Genomic DNA, 16,593 nt, shown 5'->3' on the forward strand with positions numbered 1-16,593 from the left:
TTTAAGGCTATTAAACTAGCAATTGTTATCCTATATATAAAAGCCCTTTTTTTATCCCTTTAACAACTGCTTCAGAACGTGTAGAAACGTCTAACTTTGAATAGATTTTTTTGAGATGATCTTTTACAGTGTTAGGAGTGATTCCTAACCTTATAGAAATTTCCGCAACCTTTAATCCCCTTCCCAGCAGCTGTAATACTTCATTTTCTCGTTGTGTAAGGCAGACGTCATCATAATAAATGGATTGATCTGTATTTGATGGAAAGAGCATTTCAATTCCTTTTGATAAATATTGGGTTAATAGCTGGCAACACTTTATTTCATGAATGGTAAATGGCTGATGGAAGCGACGATGTACATGAATGGTTGCGTTTACATTGTTTTTCACCAAAACTGGAGAAGCCGCAAAATGGAAAATCCCCGTAGGTTCAAAAACTAATCGAAAACTTTCCGTCCGCTGCCACTCATCATCTTTATAGTTGTTTCGATTCGTTAATGTTTGTTTGGTAGACATCATTAATTGGTAATTCCGATCCCGATGACAAATTTGGTGATAACGCTTCATTACTTCGAGAGAAATCCCTTTTGTGATGAAGTACTTATTCTTATTATTCCTGTAATCATGTTGCACAATCATAAATGACTCACCCGGTATGATCTTGGGTATTAAGGATAGACAATCGTTGAATAATTGATCTAGGTTAGTAGAATTCATTATCGTATCTGTAAAACGTAATAATGCTAGCTGCTGATTATGAGCTAAATTAGCAAACACTGATTCTAAATCTACTTTCAATCTAACACCCCTCCTGCTTTTATGAATATACAGAATATAAAATCGGCAGCCTTAACAAAAAATTATTTGTTTTTGTGATAGGTGATCCCATGATAATTTACATATTCATTTAATCCAGATTTTCCTCTTTCCCAGCCGAAACCACTCTGTTTGACACCGCCAAATGGAACATTATTAAATCCAAGAGGTGAATCGATACTTCCATTGATTCCTGTCATTCCCGCTTCAATATTTCTAGCAAATAAAAATCCTCTCTCATAGTCTGAAGTCCAAACTGACGATCCTAATCCATATTCGGTATTATTAACCATCTGGATAAGTTCTTTTTCATTTCGATAGGATACTAATGGAATGATCGGACCAAATTGTTCACAAGTTACGATTTCCTGTTCAGGCTTTGCATTTATAACAACTGTTGGTTGAATATAATAACCATTATGCCAATTTTCAGGCTCTAGTTTTTCACCTAGTTCGAGAACAGTTGATTGCTCCTTTGTTCTTTCGATCAATTCTTTTACCCGCGTATATTGCATTTTATTATTAACCGGCCCGAAGGTAGCGTTTTCATTTAACCCGTGACCAATCTTAAATTCATTCATATGCTTTATGAATATTTCACAAGCTTGAGCAAATTTATTTTCTGGAATATAAACACGTTTTGTTGCCACACAAATCTGCCCCGAACGAGTAAATGCCATCTGAACAATTTCAGGTATTGCCTTTTCTAAATGTGCATCATCCAATAAAATAGCAGGGTCATTTCCGCCTAGTTCAAAGTGGAGACGTTTCAGTGAATTTGCGGCCGATTTCATAATATTTTTTGCCGTTTTGTCCCCACCGGTAAGCGTAATCTTTCGTACTAATGGATGTGATGTAAGAACATCACCTACTTCAGCTCCACCGTGGACGATATTAATGACACCTGGCGGGAAAAGTTTTGACATCTCCTTTAAAGCCATTGATACAGCCATAGTAGCAAATGGTGAAGGCTTAATTACAACCGTATTCCCTGTTACTAAAATAGGTGCAATTTTACTCATTGCAATTGCCAATGGTACATTCCATGGGATAATAGCTGTTACTACTCCTAATGGAACTTTCTCGATATTTATCAAAGTATGCACATCTTCCATTACCTCAGGCTTAAAAAAGTCCTCAGCCAATTCTGCTGCTCCTCGAAGGCAAAACATCGCTCCATACATTTCCCAAACACTTTGTGAATGAACGATACCTACTTCTCTAGTTAAAATGGAAGCATATTTTTCTATATCAGTTTCTAATAGCTCAGCACATTTCAAAAGTAAGCGGCTTCTTTCCTCTACACTGATATCCCTCCAGAATAAAAATGCCTCATGAGCAGAACGGATGGCTTGATCAACATGTAGAGGATTTCCCTGTGCAACCATTCCAATCACATCAGTTAATCTACCAGGGTCACGTACTTCAACGTACCTGTCAGTTAATACATCCTCATTATTAATCCATAAGTCAATTTGATTTAAACTTTGTTTTATACTCATCCATATCCACCATCCTATTAATTTTCAATAGTAAAACTCCATTAAGCAGGTTATTTTTTGGGCTTTTATAGGTTTACCCTGTCAGCAAATAATAAAGCTCGTAATCTCTATTTTTCTCTCCCTTCTAAAAAATTATGAATAATCTGATAATAAATCCTATTATAAGCATGGAAACTTTTTTCCGCATCCCATGAATAGGTGGTATTAAAAAAATTTTAGAGAAAATTCACTATTCTTTTAATACTTTAGTCACTGTCTATATCTATTACTCCCCTTTACTTTTCTAACGATCATACCTCTCAAGAATGATTTATTAGAAAATTCATAATCAATCAACAAAAGGAAAACTTCATGATAAATTTTGGTTAATTCATTATTAGAATTAATCGATTCACATACTGAATTGGTTTTTTATTCGACCAGATCGATAAATCGCAAACCGAAATTATTAATCTAGGGGAGTGAATACATGTTTTTAATTGAGCACGTTGAGTATCTTGAATTTAATACACCCAACCTTGCATCCATGACAAATTACTATCAAAAGTACCTCGGTTTAGTAAAAATTAAGGAATCGACAGCGGACCGTGTCTTATTAGGGTTCGGAAACCACTTCCCTTCCCTAATCTTACAAAAGTCTAAAACTGCTTCATTAGGAGAAATCTGTTTTTAAGTTCGCGGAAAGAAAGAATGGAAGGTCATTATTGAGCGACTAACAGAGAAAGATATCCCATTTGAAATGACAGAAAGCGATATATATGGATCAGAGCTAAGGTTTAAGGATCAGGATGGTCATCCATTAAAATTATACTATTCGCAATCTCAATCATCCCAATCAGCAAATACTCCCTCTCGTTTCGGCCCAACTCTTAACCGTTTACAACATGTGACCTACGCTTCCCCTAAACCAATGAAACTTGCAAACTTCTATCAAGAAGTACTTAATTTCCGAATTTCCGATATGGTTGAAGGAGGGAATTTAGTTTGGATGAGAACCGATCCTGAACACCATACTATTGCCGCTGCTGCCCATACGGCCGAAGGCCTCGACCATTTTGCATTTGAACTGCCTGATTGGGCTTCTTTTAAGGAATGGTGTGATTATCTAAGTAATCAAAATGTTGAAATTGTATGGAGACCTGGCCGGCATGGCCCAGGAAACAATCTGTTCTTCTTTACATTAGATCCTGATGGAAATCGCGTCGAATATTCATGTGAACTAGAGAAGTTCAGAGATCATTACATTGATTATTCTCCTAGGGTTTGGAAGAATGATCCGAAGTCCGTTAACTTATGGGGATCTGGTGCTCCATGGAAAAGGGAATTACCGAAAAAGTGAGGTCTATTTCTATATGAGGAAACTGAACATTGAATTTAATCATTCGGTGGATAAAGCCATTGATATTTTAGATGTGTTTACCAAAGCTAAACCAGCACTTACTATTGAAGAAATTATTAACCTAACTGGCCTCCCAAAAGCAACTGCTTACCGCTTACTCTATTCGTTAGAAAGAAGGGGAATTATCCATTATGACTCCAATGCCGCTACCTATAAACTTGGCCTGCAGCTATTCCGTTATTCTCGAATTCTTTCTGCTTCACTCGATATTCTGACGGTTGCCACTCCAATCCTAACAGACTTGCAAAGAGTATTAGGCCAAACCGTCCTCATGAGCTTATTGGAAGATGAAAATATGGTCTATGTGTTTAAAAAAGAAAGTGAAGCTGGCTTAAAGTTTTCGTCTTCTGTTCATGAAAGTAAACCAATTACCTATGGAGTTGTTGGAAAAGTATTTATGGCATACAAACCCGCTGAATATCATGAATCTTTATCCGAGAATCCGATTCCCAAATGGACTCCACATACAGTCGTGGATAAGGAATCATTAATGAAGCAATTCGAGGAGATTAGACAAGATAGGGTAGCGGTCGAAATAGATGAAACTAATATTGGCGTTACAGGAATAGGCTCCCCTATCTTTAATGCAGAAGGAGAGGTTTTTGCTGCAATAGGTGTTGTAGGACCCTCAATCCATTTTGCACCAGAAGAAATTGAAAGAGCCAAAGAATTAACACGTCAGGCTGGAGAAAAAATTTCAACAAATCTTGGATATGAAAAATAACAAAGGGACTGTCCAAAAAGCCAGGTAACTGACTATTTTGGAAGTCCCTTCTTTTTTCATTATTCTCCTAAGCTTAGGAATACTTACAATATCCTTGTTGTTATCACTTCCGAATATAATTGTACCCATAGAAACAGAATTCATTGTACAATGACTCTAATGAAATGGAGGTAATGAAATGAAAAAAGTGATTATTTATTCACAAGAAACATGCCCGCCTTGCCATGCGGAAAAATTATGGTTTAAAGAAAATGGGATTGAGTTTGAAGAGAGAGACATCCGGAAAAACGATCAATATCTGCATGAACTTATTGGGCTAGGTGCTGCTGCTACACCAGCAACCGTTATCAAAGATGGAGAGCGTGAAGACGTGATCCTAGGATTTGATCAAGCGAAATTGGCTGAAATATTAGGGATATAAGGTATGTCAAACGGCTTGATATTTGAAATCAAGCCTTCATAATGAAACTTAAATGGCGAACAGTGACTGTCACTGTTCGCCATTTTTTTGGCTTTAGTAACATACTAATACCACCCTTGTCCCATTCGATTTAGCTAAGAATATACAATCCACATAATAATTTCTACAATAATAGAAGATTACCTGCTGTTTTTTGATTTTGCGAACATACATAAAGAATGAGCAGTGATCAATAAAGCCATCAAGTTTCAACCTTTAAATATTACTGCTCAACTTACTCATTAACCTATCTCGCTGTTGAGTAAAAGCCATAAACGTACTATTTCTAACCTCACATCAGCTTTAATTTAGCTACACTAGCTTCTCCAATATTTTTGATATTAATTGATCTTGATTTTTCTCCATAATAATATCTTGATTTACGATTACTACATTTAAGTTTTCGCAGAAAATACAAAGTTTCATACAATAGGTTGGAGTGATCGAACACTCAATATCTATTTCTTCAAGTTTATTTTTAATCTGCTCTTCTACTTGGTTTGTTCTATTACGAAAACAATACAAAATTTTTTGAGTCATAATCATCCTCGTTAGTAAGTATTTATTGTAATTTCCCGGCATAATTTCACGAATATAAAAGGTAAAACCATCGCAAGAAGCGATGGCTTTCCAATTTAAACAGCCGCACTCTCAACTTCACGGCTTACTTCAAGTGTACGAACAACATACTCTCCATCTTTTAGGATAAGATTTAATTTGTCGTGATCTTGTAGGACTGCAATATTATCTAATGGGTTGCCATCTACTACGAGGATGTCTGCAAGTTTTCCAACTTCAATGGTACCAATTTTATCTTCCATCTGCATAATTTGACTTCCATATTTGGTAGCGGTTACAATTGCATCCATTGGTGTCATTCCTACTAACTTAACAAAATGCTCTAAGTCACGTGCATATCCACCATGAGGGCACCATTTGAACCCATAATCACCACCTGGCAGTATACGTACCCCCGCTTTATAAAGTCGGTTCATATTTTTTAGTGCAATTTGTAACCCTTCTTTATATCCTGTTGCATCAAGTGCTTCTTGTCCGAAATAATCAGCACCATGCTCTAATGTTGATACAAGCCAATTTAAGGCTGGCACAACAAATAAACGTTCTTTATCGTGTACGAGCATGTCGAATGCTTCATCGTCAATAAAATCAGCATGACCGATAATGTCTACCCCTGCTTTTACACATATTTTTACAGCATCTGATGTTCTAGCATGTACATAGATTCTTTTCCCACGGGCATGGGCTTCCTCTACAGCAGCTCTGACCTCTTTGTAGGTATAAAGTGTCATTTCACCTGTTGCGTGAGCAGTTAAACTTTCTCCACTCACATTAACCTTGACAAGGTCTGCCCCTTCTTTAAACAAACTTCTTACTACTTTTCTTACCTCATCTTCGCCATCCGCTAAAAAGGATAGTCCATGAACTCGAACATGGTTTGGATGTAAATCAACAAAACTGCCTGTTGCAGATACTTCGGCACCATTTGCGAGCATTCGAGGACCAGGTACTTGTCCGCGATTAATGGCATCGCGCAAAGCAATGTCCACGCGACCTCGAGCAGCAGCGCTTACACAAGATGTAAAGCCGCTTTTAAGCATCGTTTCTGCATTCAAAATAGCACCAATCATGGTTTCTTCAATCGGTTTAAAATCGATATCTTGAATATAGAGGGAATCCTGCCATGTGAAATGAGTGTGTGCCTCAACCATTCCTGGCATAATGGTTTTTCCGTTTAATTCAATAACATCTACTTCATCGGGGTCGTAAGTTTCCGGAATAGAAAGATTCGTCCCGATAGCAGTGATTTTGTTGCGTTCAATTAGTACATCGATTCCCTGCTTTGCTGCTGCCCCTGTTCCGTCAATCAATAAACCATTTTTTAATAATTTTGCTTTCATTTTTGAAACCCCTTTCATTTCTTCATTTTAAAAAATGTATGTTCAACACTTGTTCCCGGAAATTACATCAGGGCAAGGTTAGAAACCAATTAACACCTAAGAATTGAAAAAACCTTCCAGTCCATTATCTTCTCGGATTGCTGGAACCTCTTCATCCCACTCGCATTCAACTAGATTATCACACTTAACATGGTGAAGGCTTATTTTAAGTTTTTCATCATAATAGGTTCCAAGAATACGATAAGGAGAATATTTGGGTAAACAATTCGGGCAAAAGCCTCTAGAAATGGCATCTAATTGTTCATCTGAATAATAAACAGTATTTTTAGCTAAAAGTACCTTATCTAACATCAATCAACCATCCTTCCAATAATTTTTTTAATAGGGGAGGGAGAACTCCCCTTTTCTTCTAACGGATAAAAAAATACGAAATTTCTAAGAAACAAAGTTCCTTAATACTCCGATTTTTTCAATCTCCACTTCCACCACGTCGCCCTCATTTAAGAACTTAGGTGGGTCAAAACCAAGTCCTACACCTTTTGGAGTTCCGGTCGCAATGATATCCCCTGGCTTAAGCGTTACACCACCGGAAACCGTTTCAATAATAGTTGGGATATCAAAAATAAGGAGATTTGTATTAGAATTTTGCCTTACCTCTCCATTCACCCTGCACTGAATATCAAGCTTTACCGGGCGTTCAATTTCATCTTCAGTAACTAGAAATGGCCCCATTGGTCCAAATGTATCCAAACTCTTCCCTAGAAACCACTGGCTATGTTGTTTTTGGAGATCCCGTGCCGAAACATCATTGATAATGGTATAACCGAAAATATAATCATAGGCTTCTTTCTTTGATATATTTGTTCCTTCTTTACCAATTACAATGGCTAATTCTGCTTCATAATCAATTTTAGTTGTCACATGACGATGACTTTTAATCTTTTGATCTGGTCCAATGACCGTCGTAGTTGCTTTAGTAAATACGATGGGGTATTGTGGAAGATTTTGTTCCTCTTCCATTGCTGTCGTGTATTCCATTGCATGTTCTCGATAATTAAGACCTAAACAAATGATATCTCGTTTTGGCTGTGGAATCGGAGCTTCTAGTAACACATCAGTTAAAGGAAGAATCGCATCTCCGTTAACTTCTGACTCCCGCTGGTTTATTTCCTTAAGACGTGCCAAAGCCTCTGAATTTTCAATAACCCCTTGTAATGTATTCGGCAAGATAGCTTGGGAATATAGTTGTTTTTCTGCCTTAACAGCATCGATGATGGCACTTTCATCCGCTTTTCTAAATCCAAACTTCAAATTCCCGTCATGAAAAAAAGATGCAAGATACATTTTTTTTATTCTCCTTAGATAGTTTAATAGTTTGTGAAGTGATTTTGCTCCCCCTACAATTGCGAAGGACTTTACCTTTCCTAAATCCTATTGATAAATTCCAAAATTGCTGTATTTACCTCATTCGGCTTTTCAATTGTGGCCCAATGTCCACAATCAGACAGCACAACCAAATCAGCGTTTGGAAAGCTATGGTATAGGGCTTTTGACATTGATAGTGGAGTGGTTTTATCTTCCTCCCCAACAATCAGTTGAACTGGTACTTCTACTTCCTGATGACTAATTGCCTTAGCCTCCGCTAGGGCCCGACATGACGCAGCATATCCTTCCGCATCATTTGTCAAAAGCAAAGACCTAACTAAACCCATGACTGCTAGATTTGTCTTGGAATAATTGGAGAATCCACCTTCTAGAATGGTATCGGCAATTACCTCCATTCCGTTCTCTCTAACCAAAGTAGAGCGATCCGCTAACGCTTTTCGTGCTCCTTCGGGTGGTTCGGTAAAACCGCCGACAAGCGTCATGCTTTTGACAACTTCAGGATAGGCTACCGCAAAATGTTCAGCAATCAATGTGCCCATCGAATGAGCAATTATGTGAGCGCTTTTAATCGATTCACTATCTAGTAGTGCTTTTAGATCTTCAACGAATAATTCGATAGAGTAATCGGGGGGTGATACATCGGTCCGTCCTGAACCACGCAGATCATATGTAACCGTTTTAAAATGACGGGAACATGTATTTACCTGGCTATGCCAAATGTTCAAGTCCCCTCCTAGCCCATGAACAAAGACCACAGCCTCGCCTGACCCTTTCACTTCTACATTAACTTGAATATCTCTAATTTGCTTTCTCATAGCTTCCTCCAAAATATGAATTTAGTAGACAGCAGGTAAAAATGATTTTATTATCACCCCATCGTCTTCCTATTAAATATTATTATATTATTTATTTTTTTATTGTCAATATTCTGATAAATAATATTATATTATTTTTTTTGTTTGAACCAGAATAAAAAAACTCCTAAATTCAAGTGAATTTAAGAGTTGAACGTTACCATTATTCATGAAGTTGACTTTTTTAAGCTGAATAATTAGAAAAACACCTTTTTAATCGTTTATACCCGTGAGAATCACTGCAAGCTCTTCTTGTAGTTCATACATTTTTTCCTCGGCCATTTTCTCATCGTGGTTACAAATAGCAATTAGTAACTCTTTATGAAACTGTAAGTATCTTTCTGTTGCATACTGTTTTTGATTCATACTGGCTATTGTAGCATATCGATAATCTAATTGAACTTTAGACAACATTTGTAACATATTCACGAGAAGTTCATTGTTAGAAGCTTCGTAAATACTTTTATGGAATTCATAATCAGTCTGAGCCCATGTATCTTTATCCCCTAATGACTTTTCCAGAAGAGAATAGCATTCTGTCATTTTTTCAATATCAGCTTGCGTTGCGTTCTTAGCCGCTAACTTAGCTGCAACAGGTTCAATTGCAAAGCCGAGTTCATTTAATTTTAACAAGAAATTTCGATTATTTCCTGAATCTGATGCCCATGCTAATACATCTGTATCCCACCATTGCCACTCCGAACGAGGAGATACAATTGTTCCTAATTTAGGAATGGATTTCACTAAACGACGAGTAGCCAATCCCTTAAATGCCTCCCTCACGACGGTTCGACTAACCCCATGTAACTCACTTAAGGTTTCTATTTTAGGAAGTGTATCTCCTGGAATAATATCTCCATTAATAATTTGTTTTCCAAGCTCATGAATTAATTGATCAGTTAAGTTATAAATAGCCACTATCGATTCCCCATCCTTTACAGTAAAACGACAAAAATTGAATATAGATTATATTAAATATTTTAACAAATAATATTATATTATAATTTTAAGTTTACCATAACATGAGCTCTTGATTTTGTTATTAAAGAAAAAAAAGCACCTCAGGAAGATTTTTCGATTCGAATAACAAATATTGAAAAATAAGAAAATCTGCGTCTAGCATAAATATTTCTTCAGTATGCTAACTACCTATCTAAATCTATTTGAGAACCAACTTCTTTTAAAAGGTCGAGTCTACCTTTATTTTTCACGAAAAGCATGGTTATTCTAAAGTAGCTGATGACCAATTATTTTTCACAAAGTACTAACCCTTAAGCGTGAAGTAATATCTTCAGTATTAATTGTACCCATGTAAACAAAATTTGTGTACAATAACTCTAATGAACTGGAGGTCATAAAATGAAAAAAGTGATTATTTATTCACAAGAAACATGCCCGCCTTGCCATGCGGAAAAATTATGGTTTAAAGAAAATGGGATTGAGTTTGAAGAGAGGGACATCCGGAAAAACGATCAATATCTGCATGAACTTATAGGGCTAGGTGCTGCTGCTACACCAGCAACCATTATCAAAGATGGAGATCATGAAGACGTGATCCTAGGATTTGATCAAGTGAAATTGGCTGAACTATTAGGGATTTAAAACAATACGAAAAGAAAAAACACTGTGTGAACAGCGAACATTACTGTCATCAGTGTTTTTTGTCTTCATATTTTAATTTATAGCCCAAAATGTTGTTTTGCCAGCTCTTTGAATTTCTTGTTTTCAATTGCCTCTTTAGTTAGAATTCCATCGGCCCATTTGGTAAATGTGGAATCTGTTAAGGTAATATTTCCGTTTTTGGTAAGTCGGGTAATTAAAGGATGTTTGTTAAATGAAGATTGCGGGTGTTCGGCAATAATCGATTGGATTTCATTCAAATTAGTATCATCAATAGATTTCCGCGAATCAAAAGCATAGCCTATCTTCCACTCAGTATCCTTATGCTTTAGTTTCATTTCTAAAAAATAATCCCCAAGTTCATGATTTACTTTTTTAATTCTAAACTCTCCATTATCAGAAGCAACTGTCTCGCCCGATAAAGGTACGGGTTTTAAAGGTAAATTCCCTCCAAATCCGGTGTCAATCAAATACGTCTGTCCCTCGTGATTTAAAAGCACCGTTACATGCGTCCTGCCAAGTTGAATATACTCCCCCACAGAATGATTATAAACAACACCGTCTGTGAGGACTGCGTTAAAGCCATTTTCTATGAGGTAGAAATAGAAAAGCGGATTTAATTCGTAACAAAGTCCGCCTTCATTTTTTTCCACCACTTTGTTGATTAAATTTTCCTTTGTAATCCTACCAGTTTTGTTTTCAATGATTGATAAATTTTCAAACGGGATGTTTTGTGCAGTTTTTTCAAGAACCTCTGGTAACTTTTCAAAGGAAATTTTTTGATCTTCCGGCATACCTATTCTTTTATGAAATAAAGTTGTCAGGTTTTGCATTAATTCTCCTCCAAGCACTTTTTTTGCACAACCACAGCTCTTTTATTGACCACTAGAAACGTCCCAGTTGTACTCTATCCAATAACAAGTCCGATGGTGAACTTGCATATAGATACAACCTATGCATCGGTCTAGTCATGGCTACATATAGTAATTTGATGTCTAGTTCTTCGTCACTATACGATTCTTCAAGGGTAACAATTAGGACAGCATCAAATTCTAATCCTTTTGAAAGGTGCGAAGGTAAGATCACTACGCTGCCCTTTTTCATATCTTCTTTTTCTTCTAATAGTTGTATTGGAAGATTGCTATTTTCCAGCATTTTATGTATACGTCGGCACTCTTTGTCGGTCCTTCCAATAATCGCAATCGAGTTAAGCTCTTCCTTTTTGAGCAACTGAATATCATCTTCAAGGGTCTGTTTTACTTGTTCCAAATTGGCAGGGTCTATTTTCGTATAGCGGGGTTTGTCCCCATGGCGGATGACTGGTTCCACTTTTGGCAAGTCTTGATCCATAATTGAAAGAATGTCGTTGGCTAACTCCATGATCTCGACCGTGGTTCGATAACTCTTTTGTAATGTTTGATAATTTGCATTCGGGAAAATTTCCTTTACTAATGGTTCCCAGCTTTTTAACCCTCGATAAGAATGAATCCCTTGTGCTAAATCTCCCACAATCGTAAATAATTCTGTTTCAAAGCCCGCTTTAAGTGCAGCAAATTGGAAATAACTATAGTCCTGGGCTTCATCAATGAAAATACTCTTCATTTTATATTGTTCTTCGATTCCTTCTAATTTTGCCTTCATATAAAATAACGGAGCAAAGTCCTCTAGTTCTAGCGCTTTTTTATCAAAATTCCTTTGACAATATTTACTTAACGCTCTACATTCTTTCTCTGAAAGCATACTTGAATACTTTTGTAAAAGTTCAGGCGAAGTCATCAGTTCCTTGTATAAGGAAAAAATATCTTTTTTAACAAAAGAAGCCATATAATTTTTTACCGCAACCTTCGACTCTTTCTCCACAGAACTGATTCTTTTTTCTTTTGAATCCATGAAGTTGACTACTTTTTCCTTCCTTTTTTCTGAATCCGGCCGGCCGCTAAAAAGAAGCTTTTCTAAAGCATCGTCATATTTACTATTAATTTTAGAAAGAATCAGCGATTTTTTTAATCTTAGATCATTTGTTAATATATTTTTAATTTTATCCAGTCTCTTATAGATAGGTAAGTATTGAAATTCTTGTATAAATAGTTTTTTGAGTCTTCCCCCTCTTATTAGGCGAGATTTTTCAATGACAAAATCCTCGGAAGGTGCCAAATTAAACTCAATTTCTTTTAAGTAATTGTCGATAACCTCCTTAAATTCCAGCGATCCTTTATAACTGGAAACCCATTGAATCATATTTGATTTTTCGTTTCCGTTAATGAGCGCCATTAATTTTGAATTAGGAGATATTAATTTTATTTTCTTCCCTAAACACTTGCTCATAAATTCAATATAAGTCGTTTGTTTAATCTTGTTTACCCCTAGATCGGGAAGAACCGCGGAAATATAATCAATAAATAATTTATTAGGTGCAAGAATCATTAATTTTTCTGGAGGAAATCGATATCCAGAAGAGTATAGAAAGTAGGAAATTCGATGGAGAGCAATGGTTGTTTTTCCACTTCCTGCAGCTCCTTGAACGATAATGGGATGTTTAAGAGAGGCTCTAATTACTTCATTTTGCTCATTTTGGATGGTCGCCACAATCTCGGTTAAGCGATTGTCTGCTTTTCCTGATAAGGATTTTTGTAATAATTCATCATGTGTGGTTAAATCGATATCTCTAATGTCTTTTAAAAATCCATTTTCGATTTCGTACTGCCGCTTTAATGATAAATAGCCACTTTGCACTTCCCCGTAGGCGTCGTACGTCACATTCCCTAGACGGCCATCATAGTAAACGTTTGCAATCGGAGACCGCCAATCGACAATAATGGGAATCTGATTGACACGGTCAAACAAGGAGGCTTTTCCAATATATAAAATCTCTTCGTTGCTGTCACCACTGCTCGTAAAATTGATTCGAGAGAAGTACGGTTTGCCGATGACGCTTTCTAACCTTTCCAATTCACTCTCAGCCAATTCTAAAAATTGAGCATTCGTTAGGAGGGTCATGTAGCTTAAACTACTATCTGATGTATCCAGTTCCGCAAAGGCTTCTTTCAAATTCTCAACGAACTGTTCTTTATTTCCCTTCGACATTTCTAAAACACTCTTAATAAATTCCTTTGTAAATTCTAAGCGTTCCACTTCTTCTTGATAATCTTTATGTTCTCGAACTGATTTTTGTTTGTTTGAACTCATTCTCTCAATCCGTCACCTCTCAATAGAGTTTATAGCGATGGAACACGCACAAAAAGAAACATCTACAATTTTTTTGCAGATGCTTTCTTTCACAATGGAGTTATATTTTACCATTTGGCAAGTGATAATACAATAACTTGTTTTTTATCCCTTGAAATATAGTAAAGCGATAAGGAAAATAATTAATCCTATTAAGAAAATAGGAGCAAGACCGGTACTGTATACAAAATAAATTCTAATATGAAGAAGCGCATGGATAATAAGTATGGCCAGCAAGCATACCAGTAATACAATGGTTAACTGCACATTTTTATTGCGATTGCGATTCAAAGAATTTGCTCCCTTCTAGAAGCTTTACAGGGACACTAAATGAACAAACGTTTTTTATATAAATATTTTAGATGAGCTTGAAATATTCCTTTCGATCCCAACCGGCAATGTTCTGATAAAAAATAAAAAATTTCCTTTTTTTACAACTTTTTATGATATAATTGTGATATCACTTTTATATCACATTTTTTCAAATGGAGGGAACGGAATGAAGGAAAAATCAATTTTTAAAATGAATGGATTTGCTGCACTGATCATTGCGTTATTATGTATTGGTCTTGGAATTTTCTTAATTGCTACTGGAACAATCTCGCAGAAATTTACTGGTGGAATCGTTATTATTTTAGGATTCATACTTGCAACAAGTTTGACCATTGTTCAGCCAAACGAAGCAAAAGTATTAACCTTCTTTGGTACCTATCTTGGTGTAATCCGGGACCAAGGCTTATGGGCAACCATTCCGTTTACCTTCAAAAGAAGTGTCTCCTTACGAGTAACAAACTTTATCAGTGAGAGGCTAAAAGTAAATGATTTAGAAGGAAATCCCATTGAGATTGCAGCTGTGGTTGTTTATAAAGTGAGGGATGCAGCAAAAGCATTGTATGACGTGGAAAACTATAATAAATTCATCCAAATTCAAAGTGAAACCGGGCTTCGTCATATTGCAAGCAGATATGCTTATGATTCGTTCGATCATGCTGAAAACCCACTAACTCTACGGCAGAATAGCGATGAAGTCGCAGATGTTCTTATGTATGATTTACAAAAAAGGCTGGATGTAGCTGGCGTGGATGTGATCGAAGCTCGCATTATGCATCTTGCCTATTCTTCTGAAATTGCTTCTGCCATGCTGCAAAGACAACAAGCGCAAGCTGTATTATCTGCTCGAAAGGTGATTGTCGACGGTGCCGTTGGACTTGTAAAAGCTGCAATTGACCAACTCGCAGAGCAAGAAATTGTTGAACTGGATGAAGAGAAAAAAGCGCAGATGGTCAATAACCTAATGGTCGCCATTGTCTCTGAAAAAGGAACGCAGCCCATTATTAATACAGGAAGCATCTATTAAGGTTGTGTAATCAATGAGCAAACGAAAATCATTTCCGCTTCGGATTGACCCAAAGTTATATGAAGTGCTGGAAAAATGGGCCGAGGATGAAATAAGAAGCGTCAACGCCCAAATCGAAGTCATCCTAAAAGAAGCCGCTAAAAAGGCAGGAAGATTAAAAAAAGAATAGACACCATAGGGGCACGGTTCTCATGACTTTAAATGAGGTAGTTACAACTTCAAGTACCGGCTCATGGTCTTCTCTGGTCGAAAAAAATAATCCATCCATGGAGACTCCAGGATGGATTATTTTAATGGTAAATGATAGATTTTGTCTGGGTGAATGCTTAATAGCAGATATCGTTATTGTCTTAGTAGTTTTTCAATTTCTGTTTCAACACGAAAAATCCGTTTGTTTAGGGCAGACGTTTTATCATCCGGATACTGGATCATCTTTTCATTGTAATCTCCTAAACTTTGTATTAAATTCTTTTGTAGTTTTTCTTGACCGTTTTTAATTTCAATTACATCTAAGTGCAATTTAATTTGACCTTCTTCTAACTGTTTTTGTCCGGCTTCTAACTGTTTTTGTCCAGATTCTAACTGTTTTTGTCCTGCTTCTAACTGTTTTTGTCCTGTTTCTAATTGTTTTTGTCCTGTTTCTAAATTTTCCAAACGGGTGTTGATTTTTTGTAATTCATTGAGGATTAGTTTAAAGTTCTCTTCCATTTGAACTCCCCCAGTATTATAAAAATTATATATAATTTACTTCAATACCGAACATATTTTCTTATTTTTATTATAACAAATAGAGTAGGACATGTCACGTTTAATAAGAATTTTTCATTTTCATTAAAAACCTAAAACTCATACTCTATTTTCTTTTACTGGTATTTTAGTTATAATATATCTATATAATTGCATAAAATAAAAAGACCGAGGGTGCTGGTAACACCTAACGGTCTTGCAATAGCAGGTTCCCTTCAAGGGAATCAGCATTAAGCGGAAGTAATCCACCTAGGGCTGCTAAACTCGAGGGTGGATTATTTTTTTTGGTTAAAAGACAGAACGGCAACGATCAGGCTTCCAAATGCAAACATAATCATAAATGTTTCAAATACTGTCAATCAGCATCACCCCCTCTCTGTTGGGAATGTGCCGACCACCCTTGAGATATCCTACTCTATTGCTCTTCTATTTTATCATGTATTCTTAAAAATAGGAACATATGTTTTGTTTCCAAGATGAAATAGGTCCTTACGTACAAAATTATTCTTTGTTCCAACTTTATTATGGTAATAAATTCCTGGGTAAGTTCCACAGGATCACCTTAAAATCCTTAAGAATGTAAAAG

The 16,593-nt window shown here is 36.3% G+C and carries 18 protein-coding genes; 7 read left to right on the forward strand and 11 right to left on the reverse strand.

Features of this window, described 5'->3' with window-relative positions; all coding sequences use genetic code 11:
- Positions 1-25: 25 nt before the first annotated feature.
- Both FS608_RS06860 and FS608_RS06865 read right to left on the reverse strand, forming a co-directional pair.
- Positions 26-796 (reverse strand): LuxR C-terminal-related transcriptional regulator, encoded by a 771-nt coding sequence (locus FS608_RS06860; RefSeq protein ID WP_144548489.1) that lies wholly within the window; start codon positions 794-796, stop codon positions 26-28.
- Positions 797-858: 62 nt separating this feature from the next.
- Positions 859-2,316, reverse strand: a complete 1,458-nt coding sequence (locus tag FS608_RS06865; RefSeq protein WP_144548490.1) for an aldehyde dehydrogenase family protein — start codon at positions 2,314-2,316, stop codon at positions 859-861.
- Positions 2,317-2,785: 469 nt separating this feature from the next.
- Between FS608_RS06865 and FS608_RS06870 the strand changes: the two genes are divergently transcribed.
- The 4 genes from FS608_RS06870 (at position 2,786) to FS608_RS06885 (ending at position 4,860) form a co-directional block, all read left to right on the forward strand.
- Positions 2,786-2,989: a VOC family protein gene (locus FS608_RS06870; RefSeq protein WP_144548491.1), complete on the forward strand. Its 204-nt coding sequence runs from the start codon at positions 2,786-2,788 to the stop codon at positions 2,987-2,989.
- A 66-nt stretch (positions 2,990-3,055) separates the two neighbouring features.
- Positions 3,056-3,655, forward strand: a complete 600-nt coding sequence (locus FS608_RS06875) for a VOC family protein (RefSeq protein ID WP_144548492.1) — start codon at positions 3,056-3,058, stop codon at positions 3,653-3,655.
- Positions 3,656-3,668: 13 nt separating this feature from the next.
- Entirely contained in the window at positions 3,669-4,439 is a 771-nt protein-coding gene (locus FS608_RS06880) for an IclR family transcriptional regulator (protein WP_186328637.1), read from the forward strand.
- A 178-nt stretch (positions 4,440-4,617) separates the two neighbouring features.
- Positions 4,618-4,860, forward strand: a complete 243-nt coding sequence (locus FS608_RS06885; protein ID WP_144548494.1) for a glutaredoxin family protein — start codon at positions 4,618-4,620, stop codon at positions 4,858-4,860.
- Positions 4,861-5,534: 674 nt separating this feature from the next.
- Here FS608_RS06885 and FS608_RS06890 read toward each other — a convergent pair.
- The 5 genes from FS608_RS06890 to FS608_RS06910 form a co-directional block, all read right to left on the reverse strand.
- Positions 5,535-6,818, reverse strand: coding sequence for a metal-dependent hydrolase family protein (locus tag FS608_RS06890; protein WP_186328638.1), 1,284 nt, complete (start codon positions 6,816-6,818; stop codon positions 5,535-5,537).
- A gap of 96 nt (positions 6,819-6,914) precedes the next feature.
- Positions 6,915-7,169: a hypothetical protein gene (locus FS608_RS06895; protein ID WP_144548496.1), complete on the reverse strand. Its 255-nt coding sequence runs from the start codon at positions 7,167-7,169 to the stop codon at positions 6,915-6,917.
- An 84-nt stretch (positions 7,170-7,253) separates the two neighbouring features.
- On the reverse strand, positions 7,254-8,162 hold the full coding sequence (locus tag FS608_RS06900; RefSeq protein ID WP_144548497.1) for a fumarylacetoacetate hydrolase family protein: 909 nt from the start codon (positions 8,160-8,162) through the stop codon (positions 7,254-7,256).
- An 80-nt stretch (positions 8,163-8,242) separates the two neighbouring features.
- Positions 8,243-9,019, reverse strand: a complete 777-nt coding sequence (locus tag FS608_RS06905; RefSeq protein ID WP_144548498.1) for an alpha/beta fold hydrolase — start codon at positions 9,017-9,019, stop codon at positions 8,243-8,245.
- 252 nt (positions 9,020-9,271) lie between these two features.
- On the reverse strand, positions 9,272-9,976 hold the full coding sequence (locus FS608_RS06910) for a FadR/GntR family transcriptional regulator (RefSeq protein WP_144548499.1): 705 nt from the start codon (positions 9,974-9,976) through the stop codon (positions 9,272-9,274).
- 441 nt (positions 9,977-10,417) lie between these two features.
- Between FS608_RS06910 and FS608_RS06915 the strand changes: the two genes are divergently transcribed.
- Entirely contained in the window at positions 10,418-10,660 is a 243-nt protein-coding gene (locus FS608_RS06915; RefSeq protein WP_144548500.1) for a glutaredoxin family protein, read from the forward strand.
- Between the two features lie 77 nt (positions 10,661-10,737).
- Here FS608_RS06915 and FS608_RS06920 read toward each other — a convergent pair whose 3' ends face one another.
- Together FS608_RS06920 and helD are read right to left on the reverse strand one after the other, a co-directional pair.
- Positions 10,738-11,511, reverse strand: a complete 774-nt coding sequence (locus tag FS608_RS06920; RefSeq protein ID WP_144548501.1) for an arylamine N-acetyltransferase family protein — start codon at positions 11,509-11,511, stop codon at positions 10,738-10,740.
- Between the two features lie 52 nt (positions 11,512-11,563).
- On the reverse strand, positions 11,564-13,864 hold the full coding sequence (helD, locus tag FS608_RS06925) for an RNA polymerase recycling motor HelD (RefSeq protein WP_144548502.1): 2,301 nt from the start codon (positions 13,862-13,864) through the stop codon (positions 11,564-11,566).
- Positions 13,865-14,402: 538 nt separating this feature from the next.
- On the opposite strand from helD, the gene FS608_RS06930 reads away from it, so the two are divergent.
- Entirely contained in the window at positions 14,403-15,260 is an 858-nt protein-coding gene (locus tag FS608_RS06930; protein WP_144548503.1) for an SPFH domain-containing protein, read from the forward strand.
- Positions 15,261-15,273: 13 nt separating this feature from the next.
- On the forward strand, positions 15,274-15,429 hold the full coding sequence (locus FS608_RS06935; RefSeq protein WP_098573206.1) for a type II toxin-antitoxin system antitoxin: 156 nt from the start codon (positions 15,274-15,276) through the stop codon (positions 15,427-15,429).
- Positions 15,430-15,602: 173 nt separating this feature from the next.
- Here the strand turns inward: FS608_RS06935 and FS608_RS06940 are convergent, their stop codons facing one another.
- Positions 15,603-15,968, reverse strand: coding sequence for a TolC family protein (locus FS608_RS06940; protein WP_144548504.1), 366 nt, complete (start codon positions 15,966-15,968; stop codon positions 15,603-15,605).
- Between the two features lie 314 nt (positions 15,969-16,282).
- Positions 16,283-16,366 carry a putative holin-like toxin gene (locus FS608_RS31760; protein ID WP_395947634.1) on the reverse strand — a complete coding sequence of 28 codons (84 nt, stop codon included), beginning with the start codon at positions 16,364-16,366 and terminating at the stop codon, positions 16,283-16,285.
- Positions 16,367-16,593 lie beyond the last annotated feature (227 nt).

The sequence above is a fragment of the Bacillus sp. X1(2014) genome, from assembly GCF_007678255.1.

Bases quoted from the DNA above. Each gene is read 5' to 3' on its own strand.
- FS608_RS06865 (WP_144548490.1), bottom strand. From the start codon at position 2,316: ATGAGTATAAAACAAAGTTTAAATCAAATTGACTTATGGATTAATAAT.
- FS608_RS06870 (WP_144548491.1), top strand. From the start codon at position 2,786: ATGTTTTTAATTGAGCACGTTGAGTATCTTGAATTTAATACACCCAAC.
- FS608_RS06875 (WP_144548492.1), top strand. From the start codon at position 3,056: ATGACAGAAAGCGATATATATGGATCAGAGCTAAGGTTTAAGGATCAG.
- FS608_RS06880 (WP_186328637.1), top strand. From the start codon at position 3,669: ATGAGGAAACTGAACATTGAATTTAATCATTCGGTGGATAAAGCCATT.
- FS608_RS06885 (WP_144548494.1), top strand. From the start codon at position 4,618: ATGAAAAAAGTGATTATTTATTCACAAGAAACATGCCCGCCTTGCCAT.
- FS608_RS06890 (WP_186328638.1), bottom strand. From the start codon at position 6,818: ATGAAAGCAAAATTATTAAAAAATGGTTTATTGATTGACGGAACAGGG.
- FS608_RS06895 (WP_144548496.1), bottom strand. From the start codon at position 7,169: ATGTTAGATAAGGTACTTTTAGCTAAAAATACTGTTTATTATTCAGAT.
- FS608_RS06900 (WP_144548497.1), bottom strand. From the start codon at position 8,162: ATGTATCTTGCATCTTTTTTTCATGACGGGAATTTGAAGTTTGGATTT.
- FS608_RS06905 (WP_144548498.1), bottom strand. From the start codon at position 9,019: ATGAGAAAGCAAATTAGAGATATTCAAGTTAATGTAGAAGTGAAAGGG.
- FS608_RS06915 (WP_144548500.1), top strand. From the start codon at position 10,418: ATGAAAAAAGTGATTATTTATTCACAAGAAACATGCCCGCCTTGCCAT.
- FS608_RS06920 (WP_144548501.1), bottom strand. From the start codon at position 11,511: ATGCAAAACCTGACAACTTTATTTCATAAAAGAATAGGTATGCCGGAA.
- helD (WP_144548502.1), bottom strand. From the start codon at position 13,864: ATGAGTTCAAACAAACAAAAATCAGTTCGAGAACATAAAGATTATCAA.
- FS608_RS06930 (WP_144548503.1), top strand. From the start codon at position 14,403: ATGAAGGAAAAATCAATTTTTAAAATGAATGGATTTGCTGCACTGATC.
- FS608_RS06935 (WP_098573206.1), top strand. From the start codon at position 15,274: ATGAGCAAACGAAAATCATTTCCGCTTCGGATTGACCCAAAGTTATAT.
- FS608_RS06940 (WP_144548504.1), bottom strand. From the start codon at position 15,968: ATGGAAGAGAACTTTAAACTAATCCTCAATGAATTACAAAAAATCAAC.